This is a genomic window from Streptomyces sp. NPDC002076 (assembly GCF_053593835.1).
Window position 1 is genome coordinate 142,875 of sequence record NZ_JBSFDI010000007.1, and the last position, 15,426, is coordinate 158,300.

Here is a 15,426-nt window from a genome sequence, read left to right on the forward strand (position 1 = left end):
CCACGTGCGCGTCAGTTGACGTTGACCGCCGACCAGGCCGCGGCCACCGCCTTGTACTCGGTGCTGCCGGAGCCGTAGAGGGCCGATGCCGCGCTCAGCGTGCCGGTGCGGGCCGCCTTGTAGTTCGTCGTCGACGTGAAGTACGTGGTCAGCGCCTTGTACCAGATCTGCAGCGCCTTGGCGCGGCCGATGCCGGTGACCGTGGAGCCGTTGGACGTCGGGGAGTTGTACGTCACTCCGTTGATCGTCTTCGAACCGCTGCCCTCCGAGAGGAGGTAGAAGAAGTGGTTCGCGACGCCGGACGAGTAGTGGACGTCCAGGTTGCCGACCGACGAGGACCAGTAGTCCGCGCTGCCGCCGTCCTTGCTGGGCTTGTCCATGTAGCGCAGCGGGGTGCCGTCGCCGTTGATGTTGATCTTCTCGCCGATGAGGTAGTCACCGGGGTCCGAGGCGTTGTTGGCGTAGAACTCCACGCCCGTGCCCATGATGTCGCTGGTGGCCTCGTTCAGGCCGCCGGACTCACCGCTGTAGTCCAGGCCCGCCGTGTTCGCGGTGACGCCGTGGCTCATCTCGTGGCCGGCCACGTCGAGCGAGGTCAGCGGGTGGGTGTTGCTGTCGCCGTCGCCGTAGGTCATGCAGAAGCAGCTGTCGTCCCAGAAGGCGTTGACGTAGTTGCTGCCGTAGTGGACGCGGCTGTAGGCGCCGACGCCGTCGTTCTTGATGCCGCTGCGGCCGAAGGTGCTCTTGTAGAAGTCCCAGGTCTCCTGCGCGCCGTAGGCGGCGTCCGCGGCGGCCGTCTGGTCGCTGGAGGAGCTGGAGGCCGTGCCGGTGCCGAAGACGTTCGTCGAGTTGGCGACCAGGGTGCCCTTGCCCGAGGTCTTGCGGGCCAGGTTGTAGGTCTTGTGACCGCCGCGGGAGGCGTCGGTCAGGTTGTACGACGAGCCCGACTGGGTCGTGGTGAGGCTGACCGTGCCGGAGTACAGCGTCTTGCCGGTGCCGGTCGCGTTCTCGATGCCCTGGTACTCGAAGAGCTTCTTGCCGGTCGCGGCGTCGGTGATGACGTGCAGCTGGTTCGGGGTGCCGTCGTCCTGGAGGCCGCCGACGACCGTCTCGTAGGCGAGGACGGGCTTGCCGGAGCCGGCCCAGATCACCTTGCGGGCGCCGTCCGCGGAGGACTTGGCGGAGCCGAGGGTCCTGGCGGCGGACACCGCCTGCTGCTCGGCCTTGGCGGCGGTGATCTGCGGCTTGAGCGAGGCCACCTTGATGGCCGCCTTGGTCGCCTTGGTGACGCCCTCGGTTCTGCCGGACTTGGCGGTGTGGACGACCAGGTCGCCGCCGAGCACCGGCAGGCCCGCGTAGGTGCGCTCGTAGCGGGTGTGGACCGTGCCGTCGACGTCCTTGACGACGTCCTTGACGATCAGCTTCTCCTTGGCGCCGAGGCCTATCTGCTGCGCAGTCTGGGCCGCGTCGGCCTGCGCCTTCTGTATCAGGGAGATACGGGCCGAGTCCGACAGGGCGGCGGGCGCGGCGGCGAGCGTCGCGCTGCCCTTGCCGGCGGCGGTCGCGGTGGGGGTCAGACCGGTGGAGAGCAGGGCTCCGGCGGCGACGGCGGTGGCAACGGCCAGAGTGGCGCGCTTGTGACGCGTGTAGCGGGGGGTCACGCAAGCTCCTTCTCGTGGGGAGTCCGGTCAGCGTGGGGTTACTGGCCGGTGAGGTGGGGTGAAGCTCTGCGGCGGGTGAAGAGAGGGTGACATCAGGGGCGCGTACATGTCAGGTCCCTGAAGTGATGTTGGCCGGAAAGCGGCTGTCCGGGAAACGTTTCAGGTGTGTTAACCGGCGCCGTCCGAGGGTGCTGGACCCTCGAACGACGCCCAGTTCCCGGGCATTTGGCGACCGGTTTACGGGAATGTCAGCTTCCAGCCGTTGATCGTTCCGGTGTCGTAGGCGGCCTGATCCTGCACCCGCAGCTTCCAGGTTCCGTTGGCCGGTTCGGCGGAGGCGTTGACCGTGTAGGTCTGCTTCACGTTGTCCGCCGAGTCCGAGGAACTGAAGTCCTTCAGGCGGTAGGCGGTGCCCGACGGGCCGACGAGGTCGATCACCAGGTCACCCCGCCAGGTGTGCGTGATGTCGACGGACACCTGGAGGTTGCTCGGCGCGTTCCCGCTCCTGCCGGAGACCGTGATGTCCGAGGTGACGGCGGGCCCGTTGTCCGGGATGGCGACGGAGGTGTTGCTCTCGTACGTCGTACCGCCGCCACCGCCTCCGCCGCCCCCGTCGGAGCGGGAACCGACGGCCACGGCCGCCCAGGCGTCCTGCACCGCCTTGTACTCGGTGCCGGAGGTGCCGTACAGCTCACCGGCCGCCGCGAGGGTGCCGGTGCGGGCGGCCGCGTAGTCGGTGGTGGAGGTGAACTTGGTGGTGAGCGCCCGGTACCAGATCTGCAGCGCCTTGTCCCGGCCGATGCCGGTGACCGGAAGCCCGTCCGCCGTCGGCGAGTCGTAGCTGACGCCGTTGATCACCTTGGCGCCGCTGCCCTCGGACAGGAGGTAGAAGAAATGGTTCGCGACGCCGGACGAGTAGTGGACGTCCAGGTCGCCGACGCCGGAGTACCAGCTGTCCGCCGAGCTTCCGTCCTTGCTGGGCTTGTCCATGTAGCGCAGCGGGGTGCCGTCGCCGTTGATGTTGATCTTCTCGCCGATGAGGTAGTCACCGGGGTCGGAGCTGTTGTTGGCGTAGAACTCCACGCCCGTGCCCATGATGTCGCTGGTGGCCTCGTTCAGGCCGCCGGACTCACCGCTGTAGTCCAGGCCCGCCGTGTTCGCGGTGACGCCGTGGCTCATCTCGTGCCCTGCGACGTCGAGCGAGGTCAGCGGGTCGGCGTTGTTCGAGCCGTCGCCGTAGGTCATGCAGAAGCAGCCGTCGTCCCAGAAGGCGTTGACGTACGAGTTGCCGTAGTGGACGCGGGAGTAGGCGCCGACGCCGTCGTTGCGGATGCCGCTGCGGCCGAAGGTGTTCTTGTAGAAGTCCCAGGTCTCCTGGGCGCCGTAGTGGGCGTCCGCGCCCGCGGTGGCCGCGTTGGAGGTGGTGCCGTTGCCCCAGGTGTCGTTGCTCTGCGAGAACAGGGTGCCGGTGCCCGAGGTGCCGTGGTTCAGGTTGTACGTCTTGTGTCCGCCCCGCGCCCCGTCGGTCAGCGTGTACGTCGAGCCCGACTGGGTCGTCGTCAGCTGCACCTGCCCGCTGTACCGGGTGTTGCCGACGCCGGTCTCGATGCCCTGGTGCTCGTAGAGCTTCTTGCCGGTGGCGGCGTCGGTGATGACGTGCAGCTGGTTCGGGGTGCCGTCGTCCTGGAGGCCGCCGACGACCGTCTCGTAGGCGAGGACGGGCTTGCCGGTCGCCGCCCAGATCACCTTGCGGACGCTGTCCGGGGCGGACTTCGTCCCTCCCCGGGCCTTGGCCCGCTGTACGGCCTGCCTCTCCGCCGCGGCCTGTGACACGGCCGGGGTGAGGCCGGCGACCTTCAGGGTGGCGCCGGTGGCCCTGATGACCTCCATGGTCTTGCCGGTCTTGTTGCTGTCCACGACCAGGTCGCCGCCGAGCACCGGAAGGCCCGCGTAGGTGCGCTCGTAGCGGGTGTGCAGGGTGCCGTCCGCGTCCTTGATGACGTCCTTGACGACCAGCTTCTCCTTGGCGCCGAGGCCGAGAGTCCGGGCGGTGGCGGCCGTGGTGGCGTCGGCGTGGCGTATCAGCTCGGCGCGCTGCGAGGGTGTGAGCTTCACCGCGACATGGGCCGGATTCACCTTGCCGGGCCGCGGCTTGGCCGGTGCGGCACTGGCCGCGCCGGTCTGGACAGCGGCGGCGATCAGTGCGGCGACGCCCGCGAGGGCGACGGTGGCGGTACGACGCGGGGTGTGGGGGGTGCGTCTGCGAGAGGAACTGCTTCTCAACACTGACTCCTTCTGCGTGGCCGCGGGTCGCGCGGCCAGGGGAGACCGGACGGTGGGTTGGGGTCGTCCGGGCAGAACAGGGCGGTACGCGGAACCAGGTGCAGGCCGGCTCACGCGAGCAGGTGTGACTGTGGGGTTGCTGTGAGTCGGCCTGGGAAGAGTGACAGGGGATCAGTATTCCTGTCAGGACCGCGTCACAAACTTGGCCGGAAATGGTTCGTTGACCGGTGGTTCATGTTCGCTATGCGGAACCGTCACCTGGGTGGGGTCATGAAGTCCCGTTCGCCGAGGCAGAGCCGGAGTCACCGGCGGTGTCCCCGTGCCAGGTGTGCCACAGCGCCGCGTACGCGCCGTCGGCCGTCACCAGGTCCTCGTGCGTGCCCAGTTCCGTCAGGCGGCCGTCCTCCATGACCGCCACCCGGTCCGCGTCATGGGCCGTGTGGAGGCGATGGGCGATGGCGATGACCGTGCGGCCCTCCAGGACGGCGGCGAGGGCGCGTTCGGCGTGCCGGGCCGTCGTGGGGTCCAGCAGGGCCGTCGCCTCGTCGAGGATCAGGGTGTGCGGGTCGGCCAGCACCACCCGGGCCAGGGCAAGTTGCTGGGCCTGGGAGCCGTCGGTGACGCAGCCGCCCGCGCCCAGCCGGGTGTCGAGGCCCTCCGGCAGGTCCCGGACCCAGTCGTCGGCGCCGACCGCCGCGAGCGCCGCCCACAGATCGGCGTCCGCGGCCTCCGGTTCGGCGATCAGCAGGTTGTCGCGGACCGTGCCGAGGAAGACGTGGTGCTCCTGCGTGACCAGTACCACCTGACGGCGCAGCAGCTCCGGCTCCAGGTCGGCGACCGGCACCCCGCCCACCGTCACGGTGCCGGTGCCGGGCCGGTCGATGCCCGCGAGGAGTCTGCTGAGCGTCGTCTTCCCGGCGCCGGAGGGGCCCACCACCGCGAGCCGTTCCCCGGGCCGTACCGTCAGATCCACCCCGCGCAGCACTTCGCCGCCGCGCTCATAGGCGTACCGGACCCCGCGCACATCGATCCGGTCGTCGGCCGGCACGGGGGAGCGCGCGGTCTGCACCACACCCGCGGTCTTGCCGGACGGCGTCTGTGCCAGCCCCTCCACCCGCGCGAACGAGGCGCCGCTGCTCTGCAGTTGCTCCACGCGCATCAGGATCTGGTCCAGCGGCTCGGTGAACTGCCGCAGGTACAGCGCCGCGGCCACCACCGCGCCGACCCCGACCGCGCCCCGCTGGTGCAGCCAGCCGCCGAACAGCAGCACGCCCGCCACGGGCACGGTGTACGTCACCTCGACCGCCGGGAAGAACACGGTCCGCAGGAACAGTGTGTAGAAGCGGGTACGGCGGGACTCCTCCAGCGCGTCCCGGCTCGCCGCCACCCGCCGCTCGCTCAGCCCGAACGCCTCGACCGTCCGCGCCCCGCTCGCCGTCGAGGCGACGATCTCCGCGACCTGTGACGTGGCCGCGCCCTCGGCGAGATAGCCGTCCCGGGCGCGCCGCAGATACCAGCGCAGTGCCAGCCAGATCGGGGTCAGCCCGAGCAGTCCGAACGCCCCGAGCAGCGGGTCGAGCGCGAACACCGCGACCAGCACGAACAGCGCCTGCACGGTGTTGACCAGCAGCTCCGGGCCGATGTCCCGCAGCGTGGTGCCGACGGTCGCCACGTCCGCCGTGCCGCGCGCCGTCAGATCACCGGTGCCGGCCCGCTCCACCACGGACGCGGGCAGTGCCAGCACCCGCTCGACGTACTCCTCGCGCACCCGGGCCAGCGTCCGCTCCCCGAACCGGTACCCCACGAACCGCGCCCAGCGGGCCAGCAGCAACTGGGCCAGCGCGCACACCAGGATCCAGGGCGCGAGCCGGTCCACCGCGCCGACGCCCTGCCCGGCCCGCACGTCGTCCACGATCCTTCCGACCAGCCAGGGCCCGACCAGCCCCGCCCCCGCCGCGAGCGCGTTCAGCAGCAGCGCGGCGACGAACGCCCGTCCGTCGGCACGCACCAGCCGCAGCGCGGCCCGCCGCACCCGAGCCCGGTCGGCGACCGGCAACAGACCTTCAGCCGCCGTCACCGTACGACCCCCTCCGTGTCCCGGGCCACAAGCGACCGGTAACCCGGTTCCGTCGTGAGCAGGCGGCGGTGGGGGCCGCTCGCCGTGACCTTTCCGTCGACCAGGAACACGACCGTGTCCGCGTGGTCCAGGATCAGCGGCGAGGTGGACGTCACCAGCGTCGTACGGCCCTCCCGCGCCTCCCTCAGCCGCCGCGCGACCGTCGCCTCGGTGTGCGCGTCCAGGGCCGAGGTCGGTTCGACCGCGAGCAGCACCTCGGGGTCGGCGAGCAACGCCCTTACCAGACGCACCCGTTGGCGCTGACCGCCCGACAGGCTGCGGCCCTGGCCGGACACCGGCGAGTCCGGGCCCTCCGGCAGCCCGCGTACGACGTCCTCGGCGGCCGCCGCGTACAGCGCCCGGCCGAGCTCCGCCTCGTCGGCGGTGTGCCCGGCGGCCACGACCTCCCGCAACGGCCCGGCGAACAGGTCGGCCTCGTTGTCCGCGACCAGGATCCGCCCGCGCACGTCCGCCAACGGGACCGCGTCCAGCCGTACCCCGCCCCAGGTGGCGTCGGTCGGCCCGAAGCGGCCGAGCCGGTCCACCACGGCGGCGGCCTCGGCGGGCCGGGCCGTGGCCAGCGCGGTCAGCCGGCCGGGCACCACCCGCACTCCCGACGCCGGATCGTGCAGCTCCGCCGGCCCCTCGGGGGAAGGCAGCGTGCCCTCGTCCGGCTCCGGCTCCAGCCGCAGCAGCCCTACGACCCGGCGCGCGGCCACCACGCCCCGGTTCATGTCGTAGGCCATCAGCACGAAGAAGGCGACGGGGCCGATCAGCACGGCGACATAGCCGTACACGGACACCAACTCGCCGATGGTGATGGACCCTTGGGCCGCGAGCCGCGCCGCGAGCCAGGTCACCACGGCCAGGAACAGGGTGGGCAGGCCCACGCCGAGCGCCTGCACCCAGCTGGCCACCGCGCCCACCCGGTAGCCCTGGGCACGCAGCCGCTGCGAGTCCTGCCGGAAGGCGTCCGCGAACAGCCCCTTGCCGCCGAGCCCGTTGAGGACGCGCAGCCCGCCCGCGAGGTCGCCGATGCGCGCGGTCAGCACGCCCTGCCGTTCCCGGTACGAGGTCTCCGCGCCCTGCAGCCGCAGCGTCAGCGGCCCGGTGACCAGCGCGATCACCGGCAGCCCCAGCAGGACGACGGCGGCCAGCGGCGCCGAGACCGCCAGCAGCAGGCCCGCCACCACCACGTACACCACGGCCGAGCCGACCCCCGGGCCGACCACGGTCAGCGACTGCGCGATGGTGTGCACATCGCCGACCCCGATCGTCACCACCTCACCGGCCCCGGCCCGGCGCGGCAGCGCGGCCCCGAGCCGCACCACCTGCCCCACGACCACCTTCACCGTGCGGAAGTAGGCGTCCATCCGCACCCGGGTCATGGTGCGGTGCCGCATGATGCTCAGCCAGGCGTTCACCGACCCGAGCACGAACATCACCCCGGTCCACGCCGCCAGCACCCCCAGCCGCCCCGGCACCAGCCCCTCGTCCACGGCCCGCGCCATCAGATACGGCTGCGCGGCCAGCAGCACCATCCACACACTGCCCAGCAGCGCCCCGGCCACCGACCGCCCCGGCTGGCGCAGCACCAGCCACCACAGAAACCGCCAGCCGCCGCGCGTGTCCGGGCTGCCCGGGTCCTCGTACGCGTCGATCATCCATCCCCCGATCGGCTCGCCCCGCCGTGGATAACGTCGAACTTGGGAAACGTCGAACCTATCGGGGGCGGGGACGCCTGCTCCAGCCAATTAAGGCAGGGGTGGACCTATCCGAGGATCCCCCGGTCGTACGCCACGGCCACCGCCGCCGCCCGGTCGTTGACGCCGAGCTTGGCGTACAGATGTGTGAGGTGGGTCTTCACCGTCGCCTCGCTGATGAACAGCTCGCGGGCGATCTCGCGGTTCGAGGTGCCCTTGGCGACCAGCGCCAGCACCTCGCGTTCGCGGGCGGACAGCGGTTCGCCGCCGGGCCGGCTGGGGGCGCGGACCGCGTGGACCAGTCGGGAGGCGACGGCCGGGGAGAGCACCGTACGGCCCTCTGCGGCGGCGCGGACGGCGGTGAACAGCTCGTCGCGCGGGGCGTCCTTGAGGAGGTAGCCGGTCGCGCCGGCCTCGATCGCGGGCAGGGTGTCGGAGTCGGTGTCGTACGTGGTCAGGACCAGCACCTTGGCGCGGGCGCCGCGCCGGGCCAGGTCACGGATGGCGTCCACGCCGGAACCGCCGGGCATGCGCAGGTCCATCAGGATCACGTCCGGGTCCAGGGCCGCGGCCCGGGCCACCGCCTCCACGCCGTTCGCGGCCTCCCCGAGCACCCGGAAGCCCGGCGCGGACTCGAACATGCCGCGCAGGCCGTCGCGGACGACCGGGTGGTCGTCGACGATCAGCAGGGAGATCACAGGCTCAGCGGTCATCGCCCACCAACGGTACGCGAGCCGACACAGCCGTGCCGTTCCCCGGCTCCGACTCGACCGTGAGGGAGCCCGCGATGCGCTCGGCGCGCGCCCGCATGCCGTCCAGGCCGAAGCCGCCGCTGCGCGTGCGCTCCGGTACGGCGGCCGGGTCGAAGCCGGTGCCGTCGTCGCGGATGTCCAGCGTGACCTCGTCACCCATGAAGGACAGGGTGACGCCGACACGGGTCGGCCGGGCGTGCCGGGCCGCGTTGGACAGGGCCTCCTGGGCTATGCGCAGCAGGGTCGCCGAGATCTCGTCGTGGAGCTGCTCGGTGGTGCCGGTGACGGTGAACTCGGCGCGCACACCGTTGCGTTCGCCCCATTCGGCGACCGTCTTCTTCAGCGCCTCCGGCAGCCCGTGGGCGGCGAGTGCGACCGGGGCGAGGTTGTGCACCGAGCGGCGGGCCTCGCCGAGGCTGTGCCGGGCGAGCGCGGAGGCGCGCTCCAGGTGGGTGCGGGCCGTGTCCAGGTCGGGGGCGTTCGCCACGACCTGGAGCTGGGCGATGATCCCGGTCAGGCCCTGGGCGATGGTGTCGTGGATCTCTGCGGCGAGCCGGCGGCGCTCGTCGGCGACGCCCGCCTCCCGCGCCTGCACCAGCAACTGGGCGTGCAGCGCGGCGTTCTCGTCCAGGGCCTGCTGCAACGCCGTGTTGGTGCGCTCCAGTTCGGCGATGGTGTCGGCCTGGACGACGGCGCGGGTCTGCTCCTGCTCGGCGTACCGGGTGAACACGCTGACCAGGACGATGTTGACGGCCAGGACCAGGAAGAAGCCGAGCCACGGGATCGGCCCGTGCGGCGGCCAGCCGCCGATCTGGCTGCCGGCCACGGTGACGGCGGTCAGGAAGAGACCGGGCAGCACCAGCCGGCGCGGCAGGTCCCGGGGCGCGGTGTAGTAGCCGGTCGCGGCGTAAAAGGCGAAGAACGGGTTGGCCCAGGCCAGCACGAAGGCGATGGCCCAGCGCAGCAGGAAGAGGCAGATACCGGTACGGCTCGGGCCCGGTCGCTTCTGCTTCACCCTTGTCCAGCACAGCTGCAGCACGACGGCCGCGGGCACGAGTACGGCGGAGGTGACCATCCCGGGCCGGTCCATGCCGACCGCGCGGGCGGACATCGCCGCCGCGACGACACCGGTGGCCAGCAGCGCCCAGGGCCCCCATGTGTCGAAGGCGGCCCGGGGCTGCTGCTGAGCGGCGTTCGTCATCCCACCAGTGTCCGGCACGGCCCGTTCACTCCCAGCGGAACCAACGTGCCGCCGCCGCCGTGAGCAGCACCGTCCAGGTCACGAGCACGCCCAGATGGCCCCAGCCCGGCCAGTCGCCGGCCGCCGCCTCGCCCAGCGCGCGGGCCGCCGCGCCGAACGGCGTGAGCTGCACCACGCGCGCCAGCGTGTGCGGCATCTCCTGCACCGGCAGCCACACGCCCGCGCAGAACATCATCGGGAAGAACACCGCCGAGCCGATCGCACTCGCGATCTTCGTGGTGCGGGACAACGCCGAGACGACGGAGCCGAGGGCGAGCGCCGAGCCGGTCGCGAGCAGCAGGGCCAGCAGATACCCGGCCGGCTGCTCGGGCAGCCGCACGTCGAAGGCGAGCCGGCCGACGAGGAGCGCGAGCAGCGCCGAGGCCAGCGCCACCGTGCCCTGCACCACCATCTGCGCGGACAGCAGGGCGGACGGCCGTACGGGGGTGAGCCGCATCCGGCGCAGGATGCCCCGCTCCCGGTGGCCGGTCAGGACCTGGGGCAGCGACTGCACCCCGGACATGATCAGGGCGATCAGGACGGCGATGGGGACGTAGGCGTCGACCGGCCGCAACCCGCCCAGGGACTTGTCGGCCTCCCGGAACGACGGGATCGAGCCGAGGATGGCCAGGAGCAGCGTCGGGAACAGGAAGATCCAGAAAACGGCGCCGGGTTCCCGGCGGAACAGCCGGAACTCGGTGCGCAGGACGGCGGTGTTCATGCCGTGGCCTCCTCGGTTCGGTCGTCGGTCAGGTCCAGGAACGCGTCGTCGAGGGTGGCGTCCAGGACACGGAGCTGATGGGCGGTGATGCGGCGTTGGGCGAGCAGGGTGATGACCGCGTTCACGGTCGTGTCGGTGCCCGAGAGCGTGATCCGGCCGTCCTTGCGCTCGATGGAGGCGATGGCCGGGAGGGCGGCGAGGTCGTGGTCGTCCAGCGGGGCCGAGGGGGTGAAGCTGATGACGGTGGCGCCCGCCGACCGGCGGATCAGCCCGGCCGGGGTGTCCAGGGCGGCCATCCGCCCCTTGTCGATCACCGCGATCCGGTCGCACAGCCGCTGCGCCTCCTCCATGAAGTGGGTGACGAGCAGCACGGTGACCCCGCTCGCGCGGACGTCCTCGATCAGCTGCCAGGTGTCACGGCGGGCGCGCGGGTCCAGGCCGGTGGTCAGCTCGTCCAGCACGACGACCCGCGGGTTCCCGACCAGAGCCAGCGCGATGAACAGCCGCTGCCGCTGCCCGCCGGACAGCTTGCCGAACCGGGTGCCGAGCTTCGGGGTGAGACCGAGGCGCTCGGCGAGCGGCCGCCAGTCGGCCGCGTTCGGGTAGAACGAGGCGTACAGCTCCAGCGCCTCACGCACGGTCAGCTTCGGCTGCAGCTCGCTCTGCTGGAGCTGGGCGCCGAGGATCCTGGCGACCTCGTCGTGGTCGGCGACCGGATCCAGGCCGGCGACCCGGACCCGGCCGGCGTCGGGCACGCGCAGCCCCTCGACGCACTCCACGGTGGTGGTCTTGCCGGCGCCGTTCGGGCCGAGGATCCCGAAGACCTCGCCCTCCTCGACGGCGAAGGAGACTCCGTCGACGACGGCCCGGCCGCCGTACGACTTGCGCAGATCGGTGACTTCGATGACGGATGGCATGCCTTGAGAATCCTGGGCGGGTGGGGCCCGGCACATCGGCCGCCTCGCTCGAAGCGGCATCGTCCGATCGGTTGATGCCGGCCTGCGACCTCCCTGTGCGCAGGCTCGAACAGGCAGGTCGTAGGACCAACGGCGGACCCGGGTCCGGCCGAAACTCGGTGGGCGATGTCAGTGCCGGTCCGTACGCTCGCGAGTGATGCCCACGACACGTGCAACCACCGAGGACCGTTCCGCCGTTCGTACCCTGCTGCGGCTGTGGCCGTACGTCCGCCCCGTGCGGGCACGGCTGTTCACGGCCGCGTTCGTCGCGATCGTCGCCTCCTGCACCGGTCTGGTGATCCCGCTCGTCCTGAAGTGGATCGTGGACGGGCCGGTCGCCGACCGGGACCCGGCAGGCGTCTGGCTCGGCGCGCTGTATCTGCTCCTCCTCGGGATCGCCGAGGCGGTCCTGTTCGGCATACGGCGCTGGCTGGTGGCCCGTCCGCTGTCGCACGTCGAGGCGGAGATGCGGGCAAGCCTCTACGGCCGGCTGCAGCGGCTGCCCGTCGCCTTCCACGACCGCTGGGCCTCCGGCCAGCTGCTGTCGCGGGGCACGACCGATCTGATGCTGCTGCGCATGTTCCTTGCCTTCCCGCTGACGTTCCTGCTGGTCAACGGGGTCACGATCCTGGTCGGCGTGGTGATCATGCTGATGCAGGACTGGGTGCTGGGCCTGGTCATCCTCGGCCCCGCGATCCCCGTGATGTGGACCTGCGCGGTCTTCGAGCGGCGGTACGCCCTGGTGGCGCGACGCGCCCAGGACCAGGTCGGCGACCTGACGACGGTGGTCGAGGAGAGCGTGCTCGGCATCCGCATCATCAAGGGCTTCGGCCGGCACCGCAGCCAGGCGCGCGCCTTTCGCGAGCTGGCGGTCACCCTGCGCGGCACGGAGCTGCGCAAGGCGCGGCTGCTCGCCACGATCTGGGGTGTCATCGTGACGCTTCCCGAGCTGGCGATCGGGGCGGCGCTGGTGCTGGGGGCCATCCGGGTGGCCGACGGAGGGCTGTCGGCCGGGACGCTGGTGGCCTTTCTGAGTACGGCACTCGCGCTGCGGTGGCCCGTGGACTCCATCGGGTTCCTGCTGGCGATGAGCCAGGAGGCGGCGACGGCGACGGAACGGTACTTCGAGGTGATGGACGAGGTGCCGGAGGACGACACGGTCGCGGGCGGTCGTGCCGCTGGGGCACCCCGCGAGCGCGGGCGCGCGCGACCGGCCGACGCCGGACTCCGCTTCGAGAACGTCCGGTTCCGCTACCCCGACGCACCCCCCGACTCCCCGCCCCTCCTCACCCGCATCGACCTCCACATCCGCCCCGGCGAGTCCATGGCCCTCGTCGGAGCGACCGGCAGCGGAAAGACCACCCTCACGGCCCTGGTCCCCCGCCTGCACGAGGTCACCTCGGGCCGTATCACCCTCGACGGCGTCGACATCAAGGCGATGCCCCGCGAGGAACTGCGCGCCAAGGTCGCCGTCGCCTTCGAGGAACCCACCCTGTTCTCCACGAGCGTCGGCGAGAACGTCCTGATGGGAGCCCCGGACGGCGCCGGAGGGCCGGACCTCGACCGCGCGCTCGCCGTCGCACAGGCCGACTTCGCGCACGCCCTCCCCCAGGGCACCGACACCCGCGTCGGCGAGCAGGGCCTCAGTCTCTCCGGCGGCCAGCGGCAGCGCCTCGCGCTGGCCCGCGCGGTGGTCGGCAGACCGGAGTTCCTGGTGCTGGACGACCCGCTGTCCGCCCTGGACGTGCACACGGAGGCCGCCGTCGAGGCCGCGCTGCGGCAGGTCCTCGCCGACACCACCGCGCTGATCGTGGCCCACCGCCCGTCGACCGTGCTGCTCGCCGACCGGGTCGCCCTGCTCTCGGGCGGCCGGATCGCCGCCGTCGGCACCCATCAGGAACTGCTGCGCGGCAACGCCGAGTACGCGCATCTGATGTCCGGAGACTTCGAGGACACGGAGGACTCCCGTTGACCACCACGACCGCCTCCACTCCCACCGCCGAGGACGACGAACTCCCCGGCCCGCAGGGGCAAGGCACCGGCACCGACGCGGGCGATGTCTTCGACCGGGACGTACTGCCCGCCCCGCCCGGCGCCACGGCCGCCCTGCTGCGCTCCCTGCTCGCCCCCCTGAGGGCCCGGGCCGTGGTGACCACGCTCCTGCTGCTGTTCCAGCAGGCGGCGGTGCAGGTGGGCCCGCTGCTGGTGGCGTACGCCATCGACAGCGCCGTACCGGCGTTCCGGGACCACCGGCACGGACCGCTGATCGCCGTCGGCGTCGGCTATCTGCTGTGCGCCCTCGCCTCCGGCGTGCTGCAGTTCGCGTTCATCGAGGCCTCCGCGCGGGTCAGCCAGGACGTGCTGCTGGATCTGCGGGGCCGGATCTTCCGGCACGCGCAGGCGCTGAGCATCGACTTCCACGAGCGGTACACGTCCGGCCGGCTGATCTCCCGTTCCACCACCGATGTGGAGTCGCTGCGCGAACTCCTCAACGACGGGCTCCAGGAGCTGGTGACCGTCGTGCTGTCCTTCGTCTACATCTCGGCGATGCTGCTGTGGCTGGACCTCTCCCTGGGCGCGGTCGCGGTGGCCTCCTTCGTGCCGCTGTACCTGCTCGTCCGGATGTACCAGCGGCGGGCGGGGCGGGTGTACCGGGCGCGGTCGACCGCGATCGCGGCGGTGATCGTGAAGTTCGTGGAGACCATGAACGGCATCCGCCCGGTGCGCGCCTTCCGCCGGGAGGCGGCCAACGACGCCGAGTTCGCCGTGCTCAACCGGCGGCACGAGCGGACGAACGGGGACGCGCTGCTGGAGATGGCCCGTTATGTGGTCGGCTCCCGCCTGGTGGCCAACACGGCGGTCGCGGGGATCGTGCTGTGGGGCGCCTACCGGGTGGCGTCCGGCTCGCTGGAGCTGGGTGTGCTGGCGGCGGCGGTGCTGTATCTGCGCCGGCTGTACGACCCGATCGACCGCCTGGGGATGTTCCTGAACTCCTACCAGTCGGCCGCCGCCTCCCTGGAGAAGGTCGCCGGGCTGCTGGCGCAGACCCCGTCCGTGCCGGAGCCGGCGGCGCCCCGTGAACTGCCGCCGCTGGAGGGGGACTTGCCGGGGCGCGAGGTGGTCTTCGAGGGGGTGCGGTTCGGCTACCGTACCGGCGACGAGGTGCTGCCCCGCTTCGATCTGACCCTGCCGGCCGGGCAGACGGTCGCCGTGGTCGGTTCCACGGGCGCCGGAAAGTCCACGCTGGCCAAGCTCCTCGCCCGCTTCTACGACCCCTCCGACGGCCGTGTGCTGCTGGACGGGGTGGATCTGCGCGAGCTGCCGGTGCCGGAACTGCGGCGCGGGGTGGTCATGGTGACCCAGGAGGCGTTCCTGTTCTCCGGCACGGTCGCCGACAACATCGCCATCGGCCGGCCCGAAGCCACCCGGGAGGAGATCGAGCGGGCGGCGAAGGCGATCGGCGCGCACGAGTTCATCAGCGCCCTGCCCGACGGCTACGACACCGACGTCCGCAAGCGCGGCGGGCGCATCTCGGCGGGTCAGCGCCAACTGGTCGCCTTCGCCCGGGCGTTGCTCGCCGATCCGGCGGTGCTGATCCTGGACGAGGCGACCAGCTCCCTGGACATCCCGGGGGAGCGGGCCGTGCAGCGGGCGATGTCGACGGTGCTGCGGGGCCGTACGGCGGTGGTGATCGCGCACCGGCTGTCGACCGTGGAGATCGCGGACCGGGTGCTGGTGATGGAGCACGGGCGGATCGTCGAGGACGGCCGCCCGGACGAGCTGATCGGCGGCACGGGCCGGTTCGCGGATCTGCACAGGGCGTGGCGGGACAGTCTGGCGTAGGTGCGTGGTTCAGTGCCCGTTCACCCGGGCTATGGTGGGTAGTTGACGGGCCATCACGCGGGCTGTGAGGGGTGGCCGGCGAGCGGTCTCGCCCAAGTCGGTGCCCGCCCGGACCTCTTCGCCGGGCCGGCCGTCAAGTCCACGTCAAGAC

10 protein-coding genes are annotated in these 15,426 nt (G+C 71.9%); 2 read left to right on the forward strand and 8 right to left on the reverse strand.

All coding sequences use genetic code 11. The features are described 5' to 3' along the window. Positions 1 to 11 precede the first annotated feature (11 nt). The 8 genes from ACWCQS_RS17235 to ACWCQS_RS17270 all read right to left on the reverse strand — a co-directional run bounded on the left by ACWCQS_RS17235 (position 12) and on the right by ACWCQS_RS17270 (position 11,393). Positions 12 to 1,661, reverse strand: coding sequence for a M4 family metallopeptidase (locus ACWCQS_RS17235; protein ID WP_451005184.1), 1,650 nt, complete (start codon positions 1,659 to 1,661; stop codon positions 12 to 14). 237 nt (positions 1,662 to 1,898) lie between these two features. Further along, positions 1,899 to 3,944, reverse strand: coding sequence for a M4 family metallopeptidase (locus ACWCQS_RS17240; protein WP_451005185.1), 2,046 nt, complete (start codon positions 3,942 to 3,944; stop codon positions 1,899 to 1,901). Positions 3,945 to 4,212: 268 nt separating this feature from the next. Continuing rightward, positions 4,213 to 6,021 carry an ABC transporter ATP-binding protein gene (locus ACWCQS_RS17245; protein WP_451005186.1) on the reverse strand — a complete coding sequence of 603 codons (1,809 nt, stop codon included), beginning with the start codon at positions 6,019 to 6,021 and terminating at the stop codon, positions 4,213 to 4,215. Continuing rightward, entirely contained in the window at positions 6,018 to 7,724 is a 1,707-nt protein-coding gene (locus tag ACWCQS_RS17250) for an ABC transporter transmembrane domain-containing protein (RefSeq protein WP_451005187.1), read from the reverse strand. Before ACWCQS_RS17250 ends, ACWCQS_RS17245 begins: the two co-directional genes overlap by 4 nt. A gap of 107 nt (positions 7,725 to 7,831) precedes the next feature. After that, positions 7,832 to 8,476, reverse strand: coding sequence for a response regulator (locus tag ACWCQS_RS17255; RefSeq protein WP_451005188.1), 645 nt, complete (start codon positions 8,474 to 8,476; stop codon positions 7,832 to 7,834). Beyond that, complete coding sequence (locus tag ACWCQS_RS17260; RefSeq protein ID WP_451005189.1) at positions 8,466 to 9,716, reverse strand: sensor histidine kinase; 1,251 nt, start codon at positions 9,714 to 9,716, stop codon at positions 8,466 to 8,468. Before ACWCQS_RS17260 ends, ACWCQS_RS17255 begins: the two co-directional genes overlap by 11 nt. 25 nt (positions 9,717 to 9,741) lie before the next feature. After that, positions 9,742 to 10,476, reverse strand: coding sequence for an ABC transporter permease (locus tag ACWCQS_RS17265; RefSeq protein WP_451005190.1), 735 nt, complete (start codon positions 10,474 to 10,476; stop codon positions 9,742 to 9,744). Further along, positions 10,473 to 11,393: an ATP-binding cassette domain-containing protein gene (locus ACWCQS_RS17270; RefSeq protein ID WP_451005191.1), complete on the reverse strand. Its 921-nt coding sequence runs from the start codon at positions 11,391 to 11,393 to the stop codon at positions 10,473 to 10,475. The genes ACWCQS_RS17265 and ACWCQS_RS17270 overlap by 4 nt, the downstream gene beginning before the upstream one ends. A gap of 196 nt (positions 11,394 to 11,589) precedes the next feature. Here ACWCQS_RS17270 and ACWCQS_RS17275 point away from each other — a divergent pair, with 196 nt between their 5' ends. Together ACWCQS_RS17275 and ACWCQS_RS17280 are read left to right on the forward strand one after the other, a co-directional pair. Beyond that, positions 11,590 to 13,404: an ABC transporter ATP-binding protein gene (locus ACWCQS_RS17275; protein WP_451005192.1), complete on the forward strand. Its 1,815-nt coding sequence runs from the start codon at positions 11,590 to 11,592 to the stop codon at positions 13,402 to 13,404. Then, on the forward strand, positions 13,401 to 15,275 hold the full coding sequence (locus ACWCQS_RS17280) for an ABC transporter ATP-binding protein (RefSeq protein WP_451005193.1): 1,875 nt from the start codon (positions 13,401 to 13,403) through the stop codon (positions 15,273 to 15,275). Before ACWCQS_RS17275 ends, ACWCQS_RS17280 begins: the two co-directional genes overlap by 4 nt. Positions 15,276 to 15,426: the final 151 nt, after the last annotated feature.

What these genes read in the sequence shown, in the direction of transcription:
- ACWCQS_RS17255 (WP_451005188.1), bottom strand. Translation starts at nt 8,476, where the DNA reads ATGACCGCTGAGCCTGTGATCTCCCTGCTGATCGTCGACGACCACCCG.
- ACWCQS_RS17260 (WP_451005189.1), bottom strand. Translation starts at nt 9,716, where the DNA reads ATGACGAACGCCGCTCAGCAGCAGCCCCGGGCCGCCTTCGACACATGG.
- ACWCQS_RS17265 (WP_451005190.1), bottom strand. Translation starts at nt 10,476, where the DNA reads ATGAACACCGCCGTCCTGCGCACCGAGTTCCGGCTGTTCCGCCGGGAA.
- ACWCQS_RS17250 (WP_451005187.1), bottom strand. Translation starts at nt 7,724, where the DNA reads ATGATCGACGCGTACGAGGACCCGGGCAGCCCGGACACGCGCGGCGGC.
- ACWCQS_RS17270 (WP_451005191.1), bottom strand. Translation starts at nt 11,393, where the DNA reads ATGCCATCCGTCATCGAAGTCACCGATCTGCGCAAGTCGTACGGCGGC.
- ACWCQS_RS17275 (WP_451005192.1), top strand. Translation starts at nt 11,590, where the DNA reads ATGCCCACGACACGTGCAACCACCGAGGACCGTTCCGCCGTTCGTACC.